Annotated in this window: 13 protein-coding genes; 7 read left to right on the forward strand and 6 right to left on the reverse strand. The window is 36.1% G+C overall.

Annotated features, from left to right (window positions below; translation table 11 throughout):
• Nucleotides 1-136 precede the first annotated feature (136 nt).
• Together ABEB18_RS13445 and ABEB18_RS13450 are read right to left on the reverse strand one after the other, a co-directional pair.
• A complete protein-coding gene (locus tag ABEB18_RS13445; RefSeq protein WP_348799825.1) occupies nt 137-2,989 on the reverse strand; it encodes a glycoside hydrolase family 2 TIM barrel-domain containing protein in 2,853 nt (950 codons plus the stop codon).
• A 29-nt stretch (nt 2,990-3,018) separates the two neighbouring features.
• Nucleotides 3,019-4,326 (reverse strand): rhamnogalacturonan acetylesterase, encoded by a 1,308-nt coding sequence (locus ABEB18_RS13450; protein ID WP_348799826.1) that lies wholly within the window; start codon nt 4,324-4,326, stop codon nt 3,019-3,021.
• Between the two features lie 308 nt (nt 4,327-4,634).
• Between ABEB18_RS13450 and ABEB18_RS13455 the strand changes: the two genes are divergently transcribed.
• From ABEB18_RS13455 to ABEB18_RS13470, 4 genes are all read left to right on the forward strand, one after another.
• Nucleotides 4,635-8,231: a DUF4450 domain-containing protein gene (locus ABEB18_RS13455; RefSeq protein ID WP_348799827.1), complete on the forward strand. Its 3,597-nt coding sequence runs from the start codon at nt 4,635-4,637 to the stop codon at nt 8,229-8,231.
• Nucleotides 8,232-8,399: 168 nt separating this feature from the next.
• Entirely contained in the window at nt 8,400-10,595 is a 2,196-nt protein-coding gene (locus ABEB18_RS13460; RefSeq protein WP_348799828.1) for a hypothetical protein, read from the forward strand.
• A gap of 78 nt (nt 10,596-10,673) precedes the next feature.
• Nucleotides 10,674-12,524 (forward strand): rhamnogalacturonan lyase, encoded by a 1,851-nt coding sequence (locus tag ABEB18_RS13465; RefSeq protein WP_348799829.1) that lies wholly within the window; start codon nt 10,674-10,676, stop codon nt 12,522-12,524.
• 61 nt (nt 12,525-12,585) lie between these two features.
• Nucleotides 12,586-12,969, forward strand: a complete 384-nt coding sequence (locus ABEB18_RS13470; RefSeq protein WP_348799830.1) for a hypothetical protein — start codon at nt 12,586-12,588, stop codon at nt 12,967-12,969.
• Nucleotides 12,970-13,039: 70 nt separating this feature from the next.
• Here ABEB18_RS13470 and ABEB18_RS13475 read toward each other — a convergent pair whose 3' ends face one another.
• Nucleotides 13,040-13,966 (reverse strand): ClpXP adapter SpxH family protein, encoded by a 927-nt coding sequence (locus ABEB18_RS13475; protein ID WP_348799831.1) that lies wholly within the window; start codon nt 13,964-13,966, stop codon nt 13,040-13,042.
• 162 nt (nt 13,967-14,128) lie between these two features.
• On the opposite strand from ABEB18_RS13475, the gene ABEB18_RS13480 reads away from it, so the two are divergent.
• Nucleotides 14,129-14,440 carry a winged helix-turn-helix transcriptional regulator gene (locus ABEB18_RS13480; RefSeq protein ID WP_348799832.1) on the forward strand — a complete coding sequence of 104 codons (312 nt, stop codon included), beginning with the start codon at nt 14,129-14,131 and terminating at the stop codon, nt 14,438-14,440.
• A gap of 88 nt (nt 14,441-14,528) precedes the next feature.
• Nucleotides 14,529-15,842 (forward strand): BNR repeat-containing protein, encoded by a 1,314-nt coding sequence (locus ABEB18_RS13485; RefSeq protein WP_348799833.1) that lies wholly within the window; start codon nt 14,529-14,531, stop codon nt 15,840-15,842.
• Nucleotides 15,843-15,847: 5 nt separating this feature from the next.
• On the opposite strand, the gene ABEB18_RS13490 is transcribed toward ABEB18_RS13485, so the two are convergent.
• The 3 genes from ABEB18_RS13490 to ABEB18_RS13500 form a co-directional block, all read right to left on the reverse strand.
• Complete coding sequence (locus ABEB18_RS13490) at nt 15,848-16,399, reverse strand: DUF2867 domain-containing protein (protein WP_348799834.1); 552 nt, start codon at nt 16,397-16,399, stop codon at nt 15,848-15,850.
• 181 nt (nt 16,400-16,580) lie between these two features.
• Nucleotides 16,581-18,272, reverse strand: a complete 1,692-nt coding sequence (locus ABEB18_RS13495) for a glycoside hydrolase family 28 protein (RefSeq protein WP_348799835.1) — start codon at nt 18,270-18,272, stop codon at nt 16,581-16,583.
• Nucleotides 18,273-18,299: 27 nt separating this feature from the next.
• Nucleotides 18,300-19,340 carry a GntR family transcriptional regulator gene (locus ABEB18_RS13500; protein WP_348799836.1) on the reverse strand — a complete coding sequence of 347 codons (1,041 nt, stop codon included), beginning with the start codon at nt 19,338-19,340 and terminating at the stop codon, nt 18,300-18,302.
• Between the two features lie 393 nt (nt 19,341-19,733).
• Between ABEB18_RS13500 and rhaT the strand changes: the two genes are divergently transcribed.
• Nucleotides 19,734-20,786, forward strand: a complete 1,053-nt coding sequence (rhaT, locus tag ABEB18_RS13505) for an L-rhamnose/proton symporter RhaT (RefSeq protein ID WP_348799837.1) — start codon at nt 19,734-19,736, stop codon at nt 20,784-20,786.
• Nucleotides 20,787-20,788 lie beyond the last annotated feature (2 nt).

Genomic DNA, 20,788 nt, shown 5'->3' on the forward strand with positions numbered 1-20,788 from the left:
AATCTATGCATTTAATCTGTGTAAATCATTCTAATCTGTGGCTAATTATTTTTTTTATTTTCACGCAGATTTTGCACACTTAAAATTTTAGATAATCAACAAAAATCAGCTTAGATCTGCCAAATCTGCGTGCTATTTAATTTCTAAAATCAAACCACAAGTTCATGGTTATACCGTCATCGCCACTTTTGATTCGGATATTGGTTGGTTGACTAGAAGGTCCTTGTTGTTCTAGCGGTTTGAAAGAGCGCATTCCTGGAATTTCATACATAAAAGATAGATCGCCTTCTGGGAATTTTGGTTGTGGATAGCTGCCTGGTAACGCATGTTTGGGTTCGTCTGGTGTGAAAACTCTAAAGGTCACATTTTCGGAAGCACTGAAAACTTTGAACGAATTGTTACCAGCTTCTAAATTGGCTCCAAATAAATTGGCGTGGTAGCCTTTGAATTCGGGATAAATCAAATTATCAAAACTTTCGCCTGTAATCGTATTGTTGTAGTCTTTGTGCCAAATGCCGTACGTAGCACCTTTCATACGGTTTTTCCAAACGTGATAAGGGCCTTTTCCAAACCATTTCATACCTGTTACACCTTGTTCTGGATAGCTAAAAGTGATTCCGAATTTGTCAATGGCATCATCAAATGCAGCTCCGTCAAATCCGCCGTTATTGGTAGCGTTGGTTAAGGCACGCAGTTCCATTAGTACACGACCATCAGCTTCCATCGTCCACTTTACTGAGTGCATCGCTCCGTTGTAGAAAACGGTACAAACGACTTTATCTCCAACTTGTTCGGTTTTGATTTCTTTAAAAGTAGCTTTCATACCAATTGGTCTTGGACCTTGCGAAAGCGGAATGGTATTTTTATCGTTTTTAACCGAAATGATTTCACCGTTTAAAGCATCCAAAACCAATTCCACTTTATTAGCCGAAAGTGTGATTTGGTTGCCTTCTTTTTTTATCGTTGCTTTTGCATTGGTTTTTTCTGTCAATACAAATTTCTCTGCAAAATAATCCGCTTTATGTATAGGCCACGACCAAGTATATATTTCGCGTCCGTGTTGGTCTTTGGCAGAAATTTCAAGGAAATCGCCATTGAAGAAATTTGAATTAACTGGAATGCTAATTTTTCTAGTTTCTCCTGGTTCGATACTCGGAATTTCGATTTTTCCTGAGGCAATACTTTTGGCTTCGTTATTTCCGTAAAATAAATTTTTATCCGCTTGCATCACTCGATATTCTATTTGACAGGTATTCAAATTGCTAAACAAATAATCGTTGGTGATTAAAATTTTGCCATCGAATTTTTCAGATATTTGAAAAGGAGCAAACTGGATTGGAGCCCAAATTTCTTTAATCGCATAAAAACTACCTTCGCGTTCACGATGAGGTCCTAGAATTCCGTCGGCAGCCAAAGAACCTTTGGAGTCAAATTTTTCGGCTCCTGTCCAATCCGAACGAAAAACCGCTTCATCTACCATTGCCCAAATGAAACCACCAGCAAACAATGGACTTTCTTTGTAACGTTTCCAAAAATCTTCTAAGGCAGCTCCACCACCATTGTCGTAAGTAGCGTGCATAAATTCGGTTGGGAAAAACACATTTTCACCTTGATTAAAACGATGCACACCCGTTAAATAAGTTGGGTAATGATGCGCATCCCAGCCATTAAAATCAGCCCACGGATGAATTACGATTCGTTTTTGCGGATCGTATTGCTCAAAAACTTTATCGACATCGTAGTTCCATCCGCCTTCATTTCCGTTGTCCCAAATGATTACCGATGCATGATTGACATCACGTTCAACTGTTTCTTTGACTAATTTGGTTCCCGTTTTGGTATCGTAAGCATTTTGCCAGCCCGCCAATTCGTTTAAAACAAAAATTCCCAACGAATCACAAGCTTCTAAGAAATGAGAATCTGGAGGATAATGACCACGAACCGCATTCATATTCATGTCTTTCAATAAATTCACATCCATCACGCTAATGCGTTTGCTGGTACTGCGTCCGCCTTCTGGCCAAAACGTATGACGGTTAACCCCTTTCATTTGTATTTTGGTTCCGTTAACGTAAATTCCGTCCTTCTTTTTAAATTCTAATGTTCTAAAACCAATGCGTTTTTCGTATTCGTGAATGGTTTTACCATTTTCTTTTAAGGAAAGTTTTAAAGTGTATAAATTCGGATTTTCGGGATTCCAAGGCAGAACTCCGTCCCATTTGGTTTTTATAATTTCCTGAGTACTTCCTTTTTTAATGTTGAAAGAATTTGTTGCAAAAGATTTTCCGTCTTTTACCCCAACAATCGTAGCTTGAACTTCAACATTTTTCGAGATATTTTCTAAATCTAATGTTGCTGCCAAAGAGCCATCCATTTTGGCATCTACAGCAATATGCTCGATGTGTGCTTTGGGAGCAACTTCTAACCAAACCGGACGATAAATTCCGCCAAACAACCACCAATCGGCTTTGCGCTCGGCAGCATTTACAGAATTATTGGCAGAATGTTTCCAAACGTGAACTTCGAGCGTGTTTTTGGTTCCATATTTTAATAACGAAGTGATGTTGTATTTGAACTCATAAAAACCGCCTTGATGGATTTCGCCCGCCAATTTTCCGTTGACTTTTACTTCGGTATCGGTCATGGCGCCACCAAAAACAATGGTAATGTCTTTGTCTTTGTAATCAGCAGGAACATCAAATTCATATTTGTACAAACCTTCTTCCTTGCTCGGTTCTTTTTGGTTGAGTTCTTTGTACCAACGGCCATAGGTGTATTCGCCAAAACCTTCTAATTCCCATTGCGAAGGCACATTTATTTTAGACCAAGTCTTACTTTTATTGCCATCGGTACAATAAAAATCCCATTGTACAGGATGTTCAAAATCTTTTCCAGAAAGCAGAATTTTTTCAGTTTGTTGAGCTGAGGAATTGTGGGTAGAAATGGTAGCTAAAGCAATAGCAATAAGAGATTTTATGGAGTTATGCATATTTATGTTTTAATGGTATTCAGAAATAATTAATTGCCATCAGGCTTAGTAGTTTCAAAACGGGTGCTCATTGGCAAAGTCCAATTCGAAATATAATTTGGATGTTTTGGATCGTAATTTGGAGCTTGTTTTAGAATATCTTTTTTCAAAGGTAAATTCAATTCTCGAATTCCTTGAAGTACAGCCAAAGCAATTTCATTGGCACCAAAAGTATTAAAATGAGTATTGTCTTCCAAGGCTTTGGTTTGCCCCGGGAAAGTGTTGGCTGGATATTGTACAAAAGCTTTTCTGGATTCGTCATCTCCCCAAGCTTCGTACATAAAAGTTGTTTTTTGGGTAATATCAATAAGAGGCACATTCATTTTTTTAGCAACTGTTCGCATGGCTTCAGGAAAATCGCCATGGGTTTCTAACAAAGAACCATCTGTATTGAAAAAACGACGCTGAGTTGGTGTTACCAAAACCGGAAAAGCACCTTTGTCTCTGGCTAGTTGCACAAATTCTGCTAATAAATCCGAATACGATTTCCAAGCGGTGTTTTCTGGGCCTTTTATTTTTTCGTCATTATGCCCAAATTCGATAAATAAATAATCTCCAGGTTTAATTTGTGAACTTATTTTTTGTAAACGATTACTACTTTTAAAGGAGCTCAAGGTCAAACCAGAACAAGCATAATTGCTAATGACAACATTGGTCCCAAAAAACTGAGGGATCATTTGTCCCCAAGAGGCCCAAGGTTCAACATCTTGATCGGTTACGGTGGAGTCGCCCGCTAAGAAAACCGTAGTAATTTTATCTAGCGCAATAATTTCAATGTTTTGAATGGTTGTCGTTCCCGAAAATTCTAGTGTGAGTTTATTGTCCCAATTTAAATCTCCTTTTTCTCGGTCTTTTAGTTTAATAGAATTTGAGGAATCTATAACACTATTTCGAATATTTACGTTGAATTCTGCTACTGATGATTTTCCTTTTTTTGTCAAAAATTGATTTACCATTACTCTGCGGGATTCTGCTTTTATAGTCGTGTTGCACTCTTTTGATGCACCGCCAATAGCAATTTTTATTTTATAATTTCCTTCGGGAATTTTTACCGAAAAATAAGTGCTTTTATCAATACTAAGTCCCAATTTATTGAAGGTTGCATTTGAATTTGTTTGGTAATCAAAACCATAGCCTGTTTTTTCATCGTAAGTTATGGGTGTAAAAACATTTGTGAATTTGGCGTTTTTTTGGGAAGATTCAAAATTGAAAATTTTTGATTTGATCGCAAGAGCTGTAGGTATCGATGTGCTTTTTTTTCCGATTTCGATTGCATCTTTTCCCATTGCTATTATCATATTTGATGAGCAAACGAGACATAATGATGCGATAAAAATTCTAAAAGAACTCATTTGTTTATGGGTTTAATTAATATAAAATCAAAACTAGGGGTTCGTTTTCAAAATTGCATCCTGTACTATGAGGTTGTTGAAAGGTACAAAAAAATGATTTTTGGAATAGACGGGTAGGTACAGGATGGAATATTGTTTTAAAAACTGCAATATTGTGTTGTTAATGTTTGTAATAAAGGCATTGTTTTAATTTTTATAGTGAGCAATTCAAATTGTAAGATGCAAAAAAAGAGTATCATTTTATAATGATTTTTATGAAAATTAAGTTCATTTTATTTTTCATTTTGTTTTCGATAGCAATGTTGGGACAAAATAATTCAGCCTCACGTAGAATTCATTACGTGCCCGATGCTGATGGTTTTTTGTTGCAAAATGGCACCCGAAAATTCAATCGTGCTTTGTACGGTTCCAATACTGGTTTTAGAGTCGAAACGGGCGATTTGCCTGAGTTTGCCATGTACATGCCGGGAATGGGAGGAAATCTAAAGTTAGGTTTTGGCGATGAAAACCAAAGCAAATGGTTTACCGAATTCCAACAAATTACGACACGTTACGCCAACGGAAAAATGTATTATGCTATAAAAGATGTTTCTTTTGCAAAAACGGAAATCCTATTAGAAGTTGTGGCTTTGACTGATAAAGAAGGTTTTGTAGTAAAAGCCAAAGTTCAAAATGCCAATCCGAAACAATTTTTATTTTGGGCATTTGGAGGAGCAACTGGAAAAAAGTTTAGTCGTGATGGCGATATTGGTGCCGACCCAGAATCGGTTTTTTACCTGCAACCCGATTATTGCAAAGGAAATGTTTTTGACCTAAATAAGAATGATTTTGTACTACAGTACGGCTCCGAATCGAACAAGAAAAAAATAGGAAACGATAAGCAAGTGCAAGGGTTTTTTCCAACTTCGGAAGTGAAAATCGCCAATGCCAATAAACAAAGATCACCGTCTGATTTGTTTTCTGCTGACAAAAGTGAGCTGAATGTGATTTGCGGAAAAATCAATTTACAAAAAGAGACTACTTTTTATTGGTTCTTTACTCCAGAAAGCAATGCTAAAGCTATTTCTCAAAAAGAAATGGCTACTTTATTTGAAAGAGCCTCTGCTTCGATGTTAGCTTTAGCCAATCGAGTAAAAGTCAAAACGCCCGATCCGTACATCAATACTTTGGGTTCGGCTTTGGCTATTGCGGCGGATGGAATTTGGGAAAGTCCAGCCTATTTACACGGAGCCATTGCTTGGCGAATGCATCTCAATGCTTGGCGTGGCGCTTATGTAGCCGATCCTTTGGGTTGGCACGACAGAGCGAAAACGCATTTTACAGGCTACAGCAATTCTCAAGTTACCGAACCTAAATCTGGACCAATTGTTTTTGATGAAGAGCGCAATTTGGCTCGTCAAAAAGAGGAAATCGGAACTTCAATGTTTAGTAGCGGTTACATCAGCCGCAAACCCAACAATAATACGGTTGCGCATCATTATGATATGAATTTGGTGTTTTTTGACCAGATGTTGCGTCATTTTAAATGGACAGGAGATACCGATTTTATGAAAGAAATGTGGCCGGTTTTACAGCGTCATCTCGATTGGGAAAACCGCAATTTTGATCCAGATAACGACGGACTTTATGATGCGTATGCATCTATTTGGGCGAGCGATGCTTTGCAATACAGTGGAGGGGGTGTGATTCACTCTTCGGCTTATAATTATTATGCTAATCTGATGATGATGCAAGTGGCAAAGGCTTTAAATCTTAACGAAAAACCATATCAAGAAAAGGCCAATCAAATTGCAAAAGCGGTTCAAGACAAACTTTGGATTCCCGAAAAAGGAATTTTTGCCGAATACAAAGATGCTTTGGGCAATCAATTATTGCACGATGTTCCAGGCGTTTGGAGTATTTACCACACGATTGATTCAGAGTTGGGAAATCCTTTTCAACAATACCAAATGTTGCGTTATGTTGATACGCAAATTCCGCACATTCCAATTGCTGTAGAAGGCTTAGATAAAAAGGATTTATTTGTCATCAGCACGACCAATTGGCAACCTTATACGTGGTCTGTAAACAATGTGGCGTTGGCAGAACAGTTGCATACTTCGTTGGCGTACTGGCAAGGTGGAAATGTAGAGAAAGCTTTTAAAATGTGGGAAAGTGCCTTGGTAGAAAGTATGTATCTGAGTCCATCGCCTGGTGGTTTTGAACAGTTAATGATTCAGGATGCCGTGCGTGGCGAATTGTACCGTGATTTTGCCGATCCAATAGGGATGGCGGCTCGAACTTTGGTCGAAGGTTTGTTCGGAATTCAGCCTGATGTTTTGGCGAAACAATTGACTATTAAACCCGGATTTCCCGAAAAATGGAACTCGGCTTCACTGGAAATTCCAGATATGTCTTTTGATTTTAAAAGAGAAAAAAAAACCGATTCGTATGAAATTACCAGTCATTTGTCAACAAAAATGGCTTTGAAATTTATTGTAAAAGGAATTGCTGAAAGAATAAATAGTATTACTATTAATGGAAATAAAGCGAATTATACGATTACCAAAAACGGAATCGAAAAGCCCGAAATTATTATTGAATCGCCTTTTGCCGAAAAATATTCCATTGTAATTAATTGGGAAGAAAAAGCTTTGGAACAACCTAAAATAAAAGAAAATTACAATCCAAAAGATGCTTTTGTATTCGAAACTAAAATGGCAAAAATCATTGATATCAATGACCCACAAAAAGTTTTGAGTGCAGTTTCAAAAACCGAAAATAAAATCACCGCAACCATAAACGGCATCGGTCATAAAACACTTTTTGTGCAGTTGCAACAAGGCGAAATGATGTGGTGGCAACCAGTTGTCATTAACTGTAAACCAAGATTGGAAATTGTTTCAACCGAATTAAAATCAAATGAAGTAAGGCTCTCCGTTCAAAATAATTCGGATAACAATGTTTCGGCAAAATTGATTGTAAATTCTTTTGGAAAAGAAATCAACATACAAGGAAATAGTAAAGAAATTGTTGCTATTCCTTTGAAAAATACCGTTGCAGGCACCAATAAATTGCAATTAAAAACTAAAGATTTGGGCGATTTGAATTTGTCATTTACCAATTGGGATATTCCAAATCAAGCGAAAGGAAAATTCGAAAAAGTAGATTTGAATTTTTTTTTCAATGCCAAAGTGACGGATATTTTTACCCAAAAATACTTGTCTCCTCGTCCGCAAACCGTGACTTTGCAATTGCCCACACAAGGAATTGGAAACTGGTGTTATCCATTTATTCAGCCAACAATTGATGATTCGGGTTTAAGAGCAAAATCGAAGGATAACGAATTTAAAGTAGATGATAAATTGGTTTTCCAAACCCCATCTGAAGCTTCTCAAAAGAATATCGTTTTTACCTCGCGATGGGATAATTTTCCAAACATAGTAAATATTCCGTTGCAAGGCAAAGCGTCACATTTGTATTTGATGATGGCGGGTTCGACCAATCCGATGCAAAGCCGAATGGTAAATGGTAAAGTGATTGTTACTTACACCGATGGTTCGCAAGATGTATTAGAACTCAAAAACCCTGAAAATTGGTGGCCTATCGAGCAAGATTATTTTGTAGATGGTTTGGCTTTTTCAACAAATGTGCCAAAACCACCAAGAGTGTATTTCAAATCGGGAGAGGTTTCCAGAACTTTTTCGGATTATAAAACGATAAAAGGATTTTCGAATAATGGAATTGAGGGCGGAGCTGGAACGATTTTGGATTTGCCATTGAATCCGTCCAAAAAATTAAAAAGCCTTTCGATACAAACCATTACCAATGATGTGGTGATTGGGTTGATGAGTGCGACGTTGGTTAGATAAAGGTTATTTGATTGAAATAAAAAAATATAGCACGCAGATTTTACAGATTTTGGCAGATTTGTAAATTCAAAAAACCTGCTGAATCTGCGTACAATTTTAATAACAATTAGTACAAGGTTAATTAAAAAACATACAACGGATCAAGAGTCCAATTTTAAAATTAAAAACATGAAAAAATATTTAATCTTTTCCATTTTGTTGTTGTCTTCAGGGATATTTGCTCAACAAAAAATCGATCGCAAAGCTGTAGTTACAAGACACGATGTAAAGATAAATGCAATCGATACTTTGGCTTCGTTAAGCGTTGGAAACGGAAAATTTGCCTATACCGTTGACGTTACTGGTTTGCAATCTTTTCCTGAAAAGTATCAAAACGGTGTGCCATTAGGAACCCAAGCCGAGTGGGGTTGGGACAGTTATAAAAATGTAAATGGCTATAAATTTTCGGAGACTCTGAAAGAGGTAGATCAGTACGGAAGAAAGATTTCGTATTCTGCACAGATTAAAGAACCAGCCCGTAAAAAAGAGGCGGTGGAATGGTTTCGTCAAAATGCACATTTATTGCAATTGGGGAATATTGGATTGGAAATTACCAAGAAAGACGGGACTTTGGCAAAGCCAGAAGACATCAAAGCGATTAATCAAAAACTGAATTTGTGGACAGGAAAAATAGAAAGTTCTTTTGAGGTCGAAGGAACCACTGTAAAAGTAATCACGACTTGTCATCAAGAAAAAGATGCTTTAGGTTTCCAAATCGAATCGGATTTGATGAAGCAGGGGCATTTGAAAGTTCGTGTTCGTATTCCGTATCCAACAGGACTTTGGGGAGATATGGGAACAAAATGGGAAGAAAAACAAGATGTAGCGATCTCAACAGTTGCTATTGAGGGAACTGAAATGGGGAAAAAATGGGGAGGAAAATTAGACTATCAAAGCAATCTGAAAATCAAGAATACTTCGGAAGCAACGATTACACATGTAATGGACAGTATTTCGTATGATATAAATTTGAAATGGAAAGGAAATGCTGTTGTAAAAGAAAAGACAAAACATTATTTCTTAGTAGAACCAACTAATAGCAATCAATTGGAATTGACTTGCGCATTCATTCATACCAATAAAAATAAAGGCACCGTTCCGTCATTTGCGGAGATTGAAAAAAGTTCGGTTACAGGATATGATAAATTCTGGAAAAGCGGTGCAGCGGTAGATTTTGCTGGAAGTACCGATAAAAGAGCGCACGAATTGGAGCGCCGAGTGGTGCTTTCGCAATATCTAACTAAAATTCAATGTGCAGGTTCTGTGCCTCCGCAGGAAACGGGTTTGACGTACAACAGTTGGTTCGGAAAACCGCATTTGGAAATGCATTGGTGGCACGGGGTTCATTTTCCGCTTTGGGGAAGATCTCAGTATTTAGAAAATACTTTGGGCTGGTATGAAAATGCTTTTGATAAAGCCAAAAAAATAGCAAAAAGACAAGGTTTTGAAGGAGCTCGTTGGCAAAAAATGACCGATCCAGAGGGTAACGAAAGTCCGTCATCGGTAGGAGCTTTTTTGATTTGGCAACAACCTCATTTTATTACTTATGCGGAGTTGTTATACGATTCGTCAAAATCAGAATCGACTTTAAAAAAATACAGCGAACGCGTTTTTGCTACCGCCGATTTTATGGCTTCGTTTGCTTTTTATGATAAAGAAAAGAAACGCTATATGTTGGGTCCCGGCGTGATTCCGGCGCAGGAGCGTTTTGTGGCGATGCAAACGTTCAATCCCACGTATGAATTGGCTTATTGGAATTGGGCTTTAAAAACCGCCATCGAATGGAAAAAGAGAATGAAGCAAGCGGTTCCTCAAAAATGGGAAGCGGTTCTGAAAGATTTATCGCCTTTGCCAATTCAAAACAATGTCTATTTGGCAACCGAAAGTGCTACGGATTCATACACTAATCCTGAATTTAAAACGGATCATCCTTCTGTTTTAGGAACTTTCGGAATGTTGCCTGAAACTTCATTATTGGATAAAAAAATAATGAGAAACACCTTCGATTTGGTTTGGGATACTTGGTCTTGGCAAAAAACCTGGGGATGGGATTTCCAGATGACCGCTATGTCGGCAGCTCGTTTGGGTTTACCCAACAAAGCCATTGATGCCTTATTTATGGATGTAACGACCAATACCTATTTGAAAAACGGACACAATTACCAATCGGGAAGACTAACACTTTATCTTCCAGGAAATGGAGGAGTCCTTACAACTGTTGCGATGATGTGTGCCGGTTGGGAAGGCTCAGTGGGCGAAAATCCAGGTTTCCCAAAAGATGGAACGTGGAAAGTAAAAAGCGAAGGCTTTATGAAGATGTTTTGATTAGTTTGTTGTTAGTTGATGATTAAAAGTTCATCTGCGCAAATCTGCGTGCTTTAAAAAAAATAAAAAAAATAAAATATGTCAAAATTGCTAAAAAGTATAATATTATTTCTGATTGGTTTTTCAGTTTTCGGTCAAAGACAAATGGAAAACCTCGACCGTGGACTCGTAGCAATCCAACAAAAGGATGGTTTTTATATCAGTTGGCGAGTTTTAGGTACCGATTCGGATAATCTAGCTTTTAATTTATACCGAAAAAGCAACGAAGCGAAACCAGTAAAACTGAACGATAAACCAATTTCAGGGGCTACTTTTTTTATCGATAAAACCGCAAAAAGTTCTGAAAACAACGAATGGTTTGTCAAAACGATTGAAAAGGGAAAAGAGCAAGAAGCAAAAGGAAGTTTTAGAATTTCAGCCAATTCAGAAGCTAAAAATTACGTTTCATTACCCTTAAAAAAGATTGATGGTTATACAGCGAATGATGTTTCGGTTGGAGATCTTGATGGAGATGGTCGTTACGAACTTATCGTTCACATGACGGGAAAAGGGCATGATAATTCGCATAAAGGCCTTACCGATCCGCCTATTTTTCATGCTTATACTTTGGAAGGGAAATTGTTGTGGGAAATCAATCTTGGGAAAAACATTCGAGAAGGAGCACATTACACCCAATTTATGGTGTATGATTTAGATGGTGATGGTTATGCTGAAATGGTTTGCAAAACAGCTGATGGAACAGTGGATGGCGTTGGCAATGTAATAGGCGATGCTACTAAAGATTGGCGCGATACGGATGAAAAATTGGGGACTTATGGGAAAATTTTGAAAGGTCCAGAATACCTAACCGTTTTTGATGGGCGTACCGGGAAAGCAGTTGCAACGGTTGATTATATTCCAGAAAGGGGAGATTTACGTGGCTGGGGTGGTTTTGGCGGAAACGGTCATAGTGATAATACCGGAAATCGTGCAGACCGTTTTACCGCTTGTGTGGCATATTTAGACGGAGTGCATCCGAGTGTAGTCATGTGCCGTGGGTATTATGGCAGAACGGTTTTGGCAGCTTTCGACTTTAAAAATAATAAATTGACTTCTCGTTGGGTTTTTGACAGTAAAGACGGAAAAAATCGGTATTCGGGTCAGGGTAATCATGGACTTTCGGTTGCCGATGTAGATCATGACGGAAAAGATGAAATAGTTTTTGGTGCAATGTTGGTCGATGATAACGGGAAGGGATTATTTACAACAGGATTACGACACGGTGATGCTTTGCACGTGAGTGATTTGGATTTGGATAATCCGGGATTAGAAGTTTTTGGCGTGCATGAATTGGAAGGTGGTTCCGAAGGTTTGGGAGCTGCTTTGTATGATGCTAAAACCGGTAAAATTCTTTTTTCGGGTTCTAAAAATGAAGACGTAGGTCGAGGTGTGGCCGATAATATTGTAGCCGATAAAAAAGGAGCGCAATTGTGGTGGTCGGGTTCAAATGGTGTTTTTGATACCAAAGGGAATAGAGTCGGGGATTCGCCTAGTGCAGCCAATTTTGTGATTTATTGGGATGGCGATGTGAGTCGCGAACTATTAAATTCGAATTACATCGAAAAATACGGACTGGGTCGTTTGTTGACTGCAGAAGGTGCTTCATCGAATAACGGAACCAAATCGACACCAGCTTTATCAGCAGATATTTGGGGCGATTGGCGCGAAGAATTGATTTTGAAAAGTAATGATAATTCGGAATTACGAATTTACACCACCACTATTCCAACCAATGTTAGACAATATACGTTGATGCACGACTCGCAATACCGATTGAGTATTGCCTGGCAAAATGTAGGCTATAATCAACCGCCACATACTAGTTTTTACATGGGCTACGGAATGGAGAAAGCACCAAAGCCTGATATCAATTTGGTAAAAACGCGATGAATTAAATTATTTATACGCAACCATTTTAAAACATTTTCATCTAGTAGGTAAACCATTAGTTATGAAAAAGTTCCTGAGCTTTATAATTTTTATCATTACAATTAGTTGTTCAAATGATGAAGAAAACACTACGTCGGTAAAAATTAGAATATCAAATGTTAGTCCATTTAATTTTCAGGATATTATTGTAAATACGGGTAGTTCTAACGGAAATGTAAATTTTGGCAACTTAGAAGCTGGAGAGAAAACAGTCTATAAAGAATTTGATTCGGCTTATGCTTATGCTTTTATTGAATTGGAAATTGAGGGAAAGATCTATACGTTACAGCCTATAGATTATGTTGGCGAAACTCCTCTTGAGGATGGAAATTACACTTATCAAATCAAGGCATCGGATTCCGAAAATCAATATCAAAAGTTGAGTTTGACATTGATAAGAGAGTAAAAAAAATTTTTATATAAGAGGAACGAGGAAATTTTACTTTTATAAAATTTCCTCGTTTTTTTATTAAATGCTACAAATCAGCATTTGTTTTCGTCCAAATAGAACCATTTTTTGTGGTTGTTTTTTTGAGTTTGCCTATAGCGGTAAGATTATTCAAGAGTATTTCTGCTTGATTTTTTGGAGTGTCGGTCAATACCGAAAATTCTTTGACGGTTAGCGAATGGTATTTGGCAAAGACTGATTTTGCACTTTTATCATAATTGTATTTTTGAATTGAGGGTTCAAGTTTACGAATGACTTCTTCATAAGCAGCATAAGGCTTAAAGCCATAAACGGTTTCTGAGACTCCATTCGTATTAACAAAAATCATCGTAGGGAACCCTCTAACACCCAATTCTCGAGCCAATTTTAAATCTGCATAAAATAGATTTTTGGCTTGATCTTCAAAATCAGTCTTGAGTTGATCAGTGTTGAGACCCGCATTTTCAGCGGCTAATTTGATGTACTCCCATTTGGTTATGTTTTTTTTCTGCAAGAAAACCATTTCCCGAATTAAACGAAGAAATACAATAGCTTTTTCCTTGTCTTGCATTTGTGCAGCTTTAAAAGCAATCGAAGGCGGATAAGAAGAATTTAAAGGATCCTCTAACCAGACATCACCATCAATTGGCATATCATAATACAAACTAACCTCGTCCCAATGATGAGCAACATCCGATGGTTTGCTGATGCCACCGCTGTTGTATGACCAATCAGGTAATAAACCTCCCATTCTATAATCAATCTCTAAATTGTTTCCGTATTCTAGCTTTAGTTTTCGTAGTTGAGGCTCTATACCCCAGCAAGAGGAACAAATAGGATCTGTAAAATAAATTACTTTGATCGGATTCTCAATTGCTTTGATTTCCTTAGTATTTAGATCTGTTGCAAGATTGCTAGGCATTTCGCAAACTCCAGATTCTGGATTGCATAGCAAAGGATTGTTTGAGTCTTTCATAGTTGTAGTGTGTTGAGATTGGCAATTTGCCATACTTAAATAGAGTAATAATTGAATTTTGAAATAGTTAAAGCTCATTCGTTTTTAGAGTATTTAGGCTATTTGTTTATTTTTGTGTAAAGGTCTAAACAATAAAAGTGCAATGCAATAAGTCAAATTTTTATGACTACAAAAAACAATATGGAAGAAAACGAAACATGCCCAGCTCAAGCTCTAATAAAATTATTGTCTGGTAAATGGAAACCTGAAATTTTTAGATTAGCTGTAGATAGTCCGTTACGGTTTAGTAGTTTGCTTCGTCAGATAGAAGGTTCGAATAAGCAAACCATTGCTGTTGCTTTACGTGAATTAGAAGAAGTTGGATTGTTAGAAAAGAATATCATCACCGAAAAACCTTTGCATATCGAATATTATCTTACTAATAAAGGAAAAGAGTTAATTCCGATTTTTAAACAGTTAGAAAGCCTAGGGTAGTTTTTTTTAGAATATGTGGTAGGTACTGGTTGGCTTTGTTGAATCTTGTCATTACATTTGTTAGTGGACCCAAAAGATTCCAAATAGCATGAAATTTTTCTTTAGAAATTTATTTAAAATTGTATTCGTTATCGTTTTCTTTATTTCCTATGCGATAAATGCTCAACTACAAACGCAGGAGAGTGAGGTAGGTTTGGGATGGAGTAACAACTCGGTCAATACTGTGATTTTTAGGAATAGTGCTCTTACTACTTTCAAAAACATACAATTCACAGCTTATTATAATCCAGATGGGAAAATGGTTTTGGCAAAGCGAAAATTGAACTCCAATAAATGGGAAATTCAAATCACACCCTATTCTGGAAATGTAAAAGATGCTCATAATTGCATCAGTATTGCTCTGGATTCTGAAGGATATTTGCATGTAAGCTGGGATCATCATGATAACCGTTTGCGATATGCCAAAAGTAAAAAGCCTTTTGGTCTGGAGTTGACCGAGGAATTAAGCATGACTGGCGACAATGAAAGCAAAGTAACCTATCCAGAATTTCATAATTTGTCCAATGGGAAATTATTATTTTGTTACCGTTCTGGGGCTTCGGGTAGAGGAAATATGGTGATGAAAAGTTACGATGTCAAAACCCAAAAATGGTCTTTATTGCAACATAATTTGCTCGATGGCGAAAACCAGCGTAGTGCGTATTGGCAAATGGATGTTAACCCAAAAGGAATTTATCTTTCTTGGGTTTGGCGAGAAAGTTGGGATGTATCTACTAACCACGATATTTGTTATGCCTTTTCGGCTGATGGAGGTCTAACTTGGCAAAAGGCAACAGGTGAAAAATACAATTTGCCCATTACGAAATCTACCGCCGAAATTGCTTGTGAAATTCCACCAAACAGTAGCTTAATCAATCAAACCGCTATGACTGTTGATGAATTTGGGAATCCTTATATTGTGAATTATTGGAATACAAATGATATTCCGCAATATAAAGTAGTGTATTTAGATTCTGGAAAATGGCACTTAATGGAGACCCAATTTCAGCAAAATTCTTTTGCGTTAGGAGGAGGAGGAACCAAACGAATTCCGATTTCACGTCCCGAAATTTTGGTGCATGATGCGATGTTGTATTTGCTTTTTCGAACCGAAGAAAGAGCCAATAAAATCACACTCGCTTATACCAATTTAAACCAAAAGGAATGGAAATTAACCGATGTTACTAATTATTCGGTGGGACAATGGGAACCTAACGTAGATAAGGAACTTTGGAAAAAGAAACAGCAATTGCATATTTTTTCTCAAAATGTAAATCAAGTAGATGGCGAAGGTTTGGCTACTGTAACTCCTCAGGCTGTAAAAATTATTGCAATAGATAAGTTGCCAAATTTTAAGGAATAAAAGAATTATTTGTTTGGGTTTTCTAATGTTCGAATAATACCTTTTAGCATTGTTGGTACAATTAATTTATGAAAAGGTCTAACAGGTAAAAAATACAAACGTCCAAACCAATTATTAAATTCTACTGTTGTCGATATGGTTATTTTTTTGTTGTTTATTTCTGTTGGATGAGGTTCTAAAAATAATGAAACTCTAAAATTCAAATGTTTGTCATCTTCTCCCAAAATTACTTCATTTGGTGTTTTGGCAAAGACTTTGAAAAGCCCAAGTTGTTCTCCAGGTTCACATTTAAAATTTTTCAATTGTTCAGCTCTATTGTTGTCATTTCCAGAAGTTTTTAATCCAAACTTCGAGACAATCTTGTTCCTTATATTAAATAGCTTTTCAACCCAATCTGGACCACTCGAAAAAAAAGCTTTCCCTAAATCTTCGGAGTTGAATTTGTTCTCTGTGTCTTTAAGATAACTTTGAAAACTGTCAACATAGTCATACTTTTTATGAGGTACATTTAGTACTGACAGTAAAGGAAGTTGTGTTTGTGCTATCTTTTTTTTCAATTTAAAATTATTTGACTATTTATTAAGATTATTGTACAATGACTGGTTGTGCCGTTTATTCCTATAAAAGTATTAAATATATGATTTTATTGAATACTATTTTTTGAAAGTTAAAGGATAATAAAAAAGGCAATCGCATCAGTGGATACAATTGCCTTTTTAGTTTTGCGAAAAAGTAAATTTACATTTTTACTGCATTTTTTGAAACTTTATCACTAATGGTTGTGGTTTTTGTAAAATCGAGTTTAGGGGTAGATACCAACTCAATATTTGAGCTAGCTTGTCCGTCAATAGTTACTGCTTTTTCTGAAGTAGAATTGAACTCGATGTTTTTAAGCGACATATTTTTACCATTGTAAATTTCGAAAATTGTACTGTTTTTGATGTCTAGATTAATGTCTTGGAATTTGATTTTATTCGCATCAATAACCGAAACCCCTTTGTTGGCTCTTCCTTTTAGATTTGTAATTTCGATGTTTTCTAAATTCATTTCAGGCAGACCTTGTAAGAACACAGCTTGTTGAGCACCATCGATAATTATATTTTTGATAGTGATGTTTTTAAATTGTGGTGTTTTTTCATCAACAGGAACAGCAGCTTGAGCTAAATTATCGCCTCCATCAGCTAATTTTTCAGCTATAGATTTTCCTCCATAATATAAGTCAAAAGATATGGCTTGCGATGGGATATTGGTCATATAAACGTCTTTGATGAAGATGTTTTCTACAACACCACCACGTCCACGAGTACTTTTGAAACGAAGACCAACATCGGTTCCTATAAAAGTACAGTTGGAAACATGCATGTTTTTTACACCGCTAGACATTTCGCTTCCTACAGTAACACCGCCATGTCCGTGATACACAATATTGTTTTTGATGATAATGTTTTCGCAAGGAATGGCACGGTCACGTCCATCTTTGTCTTTACCTGATTTGATGCAAATAGCATCGTCACCCACATCAAAACTTGAGTTTTCTACCAATACATTTTTGCAAGATTCAACATCAAGACCATCTCCATTTTGTGAATACCAAGGATTGCGAACTGTAATATTTCTAATAATTAAATCTTCAATAATAAGAGGGTGAATGTTCCAAGCTGGAGAGTTTTGAAAAACTGGACCGTCAAATAAGACACGTTTACTGTTTTGGATGCTTACCATTACAGGACGAAGAAAATCATGAATTTCTTCGAATTGTTCTTTGGTTTTTAGATCTAAGCGAACGTTTTGATCGGCTCCTTCATTGGCTTTTTTGTATTGCTCAGATGGATACCAACTTGTTTTTTTGTCATTTAATACTCCACCAGAAGCTATTAATTTTTTCCATTGACTTTCGGTTAGTTTGTCTTTTTTAACCATACGCCAAGCTTCTCCTGAACCATCCCAAACACCATTTCCGGTAAAGGCAACATTTTCTAAGTTTTTTCCATAAATAGGCGAAATACAACGCCAAGTATTCAATCCTTCAAAACTAGTCTCAATTATTGGATATAAGCTTTTGTCTGGCGAAAATTTAATCAAAGCACCACTTTGGGCGTGTAATTCTAGATTGCTTTTTAAAATGATTGGTCCAGTTAACCAAATTCCAGGAGGGATAATTACTTTTCCGCCTCCTTTTTTAGAAACAGCCTCTATGGCTTTTGTAAAAGCATCGGTACATAAAACTGTTCCGCCGCTGATAGCACCAAAATCTACTATGTTTACAGAATTGTTCGGGATTTTCGGTTCTTTTATTTTATCCATTTTAAATTCGATTCCAGCATAAGGATCGGTTGAGGTACTTTTGCCTTGAGCGAAAATAGAATTGGAATGACTTGCAAGTACAACTATAAAACTTAAAAATAATTGTTTGGTTAATTTAGATTTCATGCCTTTGTTGAGTTGTTAATATTTGATTTAAATAGATTTTCTATGAATAAAATTAAAAGGGACTTTGATTTGTCCTATTTCTTTATTTAATATCATTTGGGCTGCTGTTTCGCCCATTATTTTAAAATCGGTTGACATAACAGAGATGCCTAATAGTTCTTTTAATGGAGTATCGTTATACGAAATCACACCAATATCTTTACCTAATTTCATTTTTCGGTCTCTCATTTGTTTGACCAAACTTACAAGGTCTGATTCTTCGATGGTGATGAATAAATCTCTTTTTTTGAGGATAATATCATCATAGACTTCGTTCAAAATTTCATAGTTTAATTCAAATTCGGAACAAAATTTTTTGAAACCATGCAAAATTCTTCTGGGATACGGATATACAGCTTTGTCCGGATATACTAGGATGATACGGGAGTATTCCTGAATTTTGGCAAAACTTTCCTTAAGAGCGTTATAGATATCATTTTCGAAATCTTGGTAAATTTTGGTCACCTCGTTTTCGATTCCCAATTTGATATTATCCATGATGATCAACTTATCACTTGGTATTTTGTTGATGGCATTGATAACCGCATCAGTAGAACTTTTATGTTTTAAATCTTCGGTTTTAAAGTGTGTTGTTATTACATAGTAATCGTAAGCACCTTCGTATTTGTCAAGTAAATTAAGAAAAAGGGTTTCATCGCAGTGGTAAATTTGTAAATCGGTGTGGGCATTGGCACCGATGGTATTTATAAATGCGTTGAAAGTTGACATCTTATACGAGCTCAATTTATTGTACAAAAACAAGACATTTACTTTCGAAACCAATTTGGTTTGGGTAATGTAGTACCCTTTGCCACGAATGGAGGTGATGATTTTTCTTTCCTTAAGTATATTATATGCTTTTTCTACGGTATCTCTTGATAAGTAAAATTCTTCGCTAAAACTGTTTATTGATGGAATTTTTTGATTGATTTTTAGATTTCCGTTAGAGATATTGGCTAGAATAGAATCTACAATTTGCTTGTATTTGGGAACACGTGAATCCTCGTCTATTTTAATAATCTTAATCATGAGTTAACTTTTTAGAGCATGTTTCACCTAAGTTACAGTTTTTTTATCAATCGTTTATTTGTTCTGATTTTTGGTTAACTCATTTTGAGAAAACACAAAAACAATGTAATCGATTGCACAAATATAATTTTAAAATAATATATATGAAAAAAATGTGTGGAATATTTTAGGGATTATTTAAAAAAAGAGCAAAAAAAGTCAATTGTAGATTGATTAATACGTAAAGTTGAGTCTTTGTGATAATTGGTTAAAAGTGATGGCTTTTGATTTTATTAGAAAGGACAAGAATAATTATGATTTCAAAATAAGGCTGATAGTACAGGATAGTTTTCTTTTTTTAGTTTCATTATTTTACATTTCAATTCAACTAACAACCCCATAAACAGTTAATAAATGGAATCAATATTAGGGATACTTTTTCACTCCATCGGAGGATTTTCATCAGGAAGTTTTTATATGCCTTTTAAAAAGGTAAAAGATTGGGCATGGGAAAGTTATTGGTTGGTTGGAGGATTATTCTCTTGGTTGATAGTGCCGCCAATTGCCGCCTATTTAACGATACCAAATTTTACTGAAATCATTAGTGCAGCAGCAACATCTATCAAAGCATTGGCTTTTACGATGGGATTAATCTGGGGAATCGGGGGCTTAACTTACGGATTAGGAGTTCGTTATTTAGGAATGTCATTAGGAAACTCTATCACTCTAGGGTTTTGTTCGGCATTTGGAGCTTTAATACCACCAATTTATTATCAGTTTAATGCCGTTGAAGGCAAAGAATCTATAGGAGATATGTTTTCCAATCAAGGAGGACAAATAGTCTTGCTTGGTGTTTTGGTTTGTATTATTGGGATTACAATTTTAGGTAAAGCAGGAATGCTAAAAGAAAAAGATTTTGCGGTTGGTCACGAAGACAAAGACAAAGATTTTAGTTTGGTTAAAGGATTGATCATTGCTATCGTTTCAGGTATCTTAAGTTCGTTTTTTAATTTCGGAATAGAAGTTGGAAAACCATTGGCCGAAGCAGCAGTAGTAGAAGGTTGTAACCCTTTGTTTCAAAATAATGTTACTTATATCGTAGTACTTTGGGGAGGATTGACAACCAATCTGATCTGGTGTGTTTTCTTGAATTTTAAGAATAAAACTTTTGGAGATTATACCAATACCAAAACACCTATAACACAAAACGTTTTATTTTCTGCATTGGCAGGAACAATGTGGTTTTTGCAGTTTTTCTTTTATGGAATGGGTGAAAGTAAATTAGGAAACGGAGCAAGTTCTTGGATTTTGCACATGTCAACAATTATCCTTACCGCCAATTTTTGGGGATTTTACCTAAAAGAATGGACAGGAGTTTCTAAAAAAACATTCAATGCATTTTTAATTGGAATTGCATTAATGTTTCTTTCAATCGTATTGGTTGGAATTGGAAATTCATTAGAATAAAT

Source organism: Flavobacterium adhaerens, from assembly GCF_040045115.1.
Taxonomy (GTDB): Bacteria; Bacteroidota; Bacteroidia; order Flavobacteriales; family Flavobacteriaceae; genus Flavobacterium; species Flavobacterium adhaerens.

Coding starts and splice junctions, on each gene's coding strand:
- rhaT (WP_348799837.1), top strand. CDS start 19,734: ATGGAATCAATATTAGGGATACTTTTTCACTCCATCGGAGGATTTTCA.
- ABEB18_RS13460 (WP_348799828.1), top strand. CDS start 8,400: ATGAAAAAATATTTAATCTTTTCCATTTTGTTGTTGTCTTCAGGGATA.
- ABEB18_RS13475 (WP_348799831.1), bottom strand. CDS start 13,966: ATGAAAGACTCAAACAATCCTTTGCTATGCAATCCAGAATCTGGAGTT.
- ABEB18_RS13500 (WP_348799836.1), bottom strand. CDS start 19,340: ATGATTAAGATTATTAAAATAGACGAGGATTCACGTGTTCCCAAATAC.
- ABEB18_RS13455 (WP_348799827.1), top strand. CDS start 4,635: ATGAAAATTAAGTTCATTTTATTTTTCATTTTGTTTTCGATAGCAATG.
- ABEB18_RS13470 (WP_348799830.1), top strand. CDS start 12,586: ATGAAAAAGTTCCTGAGCTTTATAATTTTTATCATTACAATTAGTTGT.
- ABEB18_RS13480 (WP_348799832.1), top strand. CDS start 14,129: ATGACTACAAAAAACAATATGGAAGAAAACGAAACATGCCCAGCTCAA.
- ABEB18_RS13465 (WP_348799829.1), top strand. CDS start 10,674: ATGTCAAAATTGCTAAAAAGTATAATATTATTTCTGATTGGTTTTTCA.
- ABEB18_RS13450 (WP_348799826.1), bottom strand. CDS start 4,326: ATGATAATAGCAATGGGAAAAGATGCAATCGAAATCGGAAAAAAAAGC.
- ABEB18_RS13445 (WP_348799825.1), bottom strand. CDS start 2,989: ATGCATAACTCCATAAAATCTCTTATTGCTATTGCTTTAGCTACCATT.
- ABEB18_RS13495 (WP_348799835.1), bottom strand. CDS start 18,272: ATGAAATCTAAATTAACCAAACAATTATTTTTAAGTTTTATAGTTGTA.
- ABEB18_RS13485 (WP_348799833.1), top strand. CDS start 14,529: ATGAAATTTTTCTTTAGAAATTTATTTAAAATTGTATTCGTTATCGTT.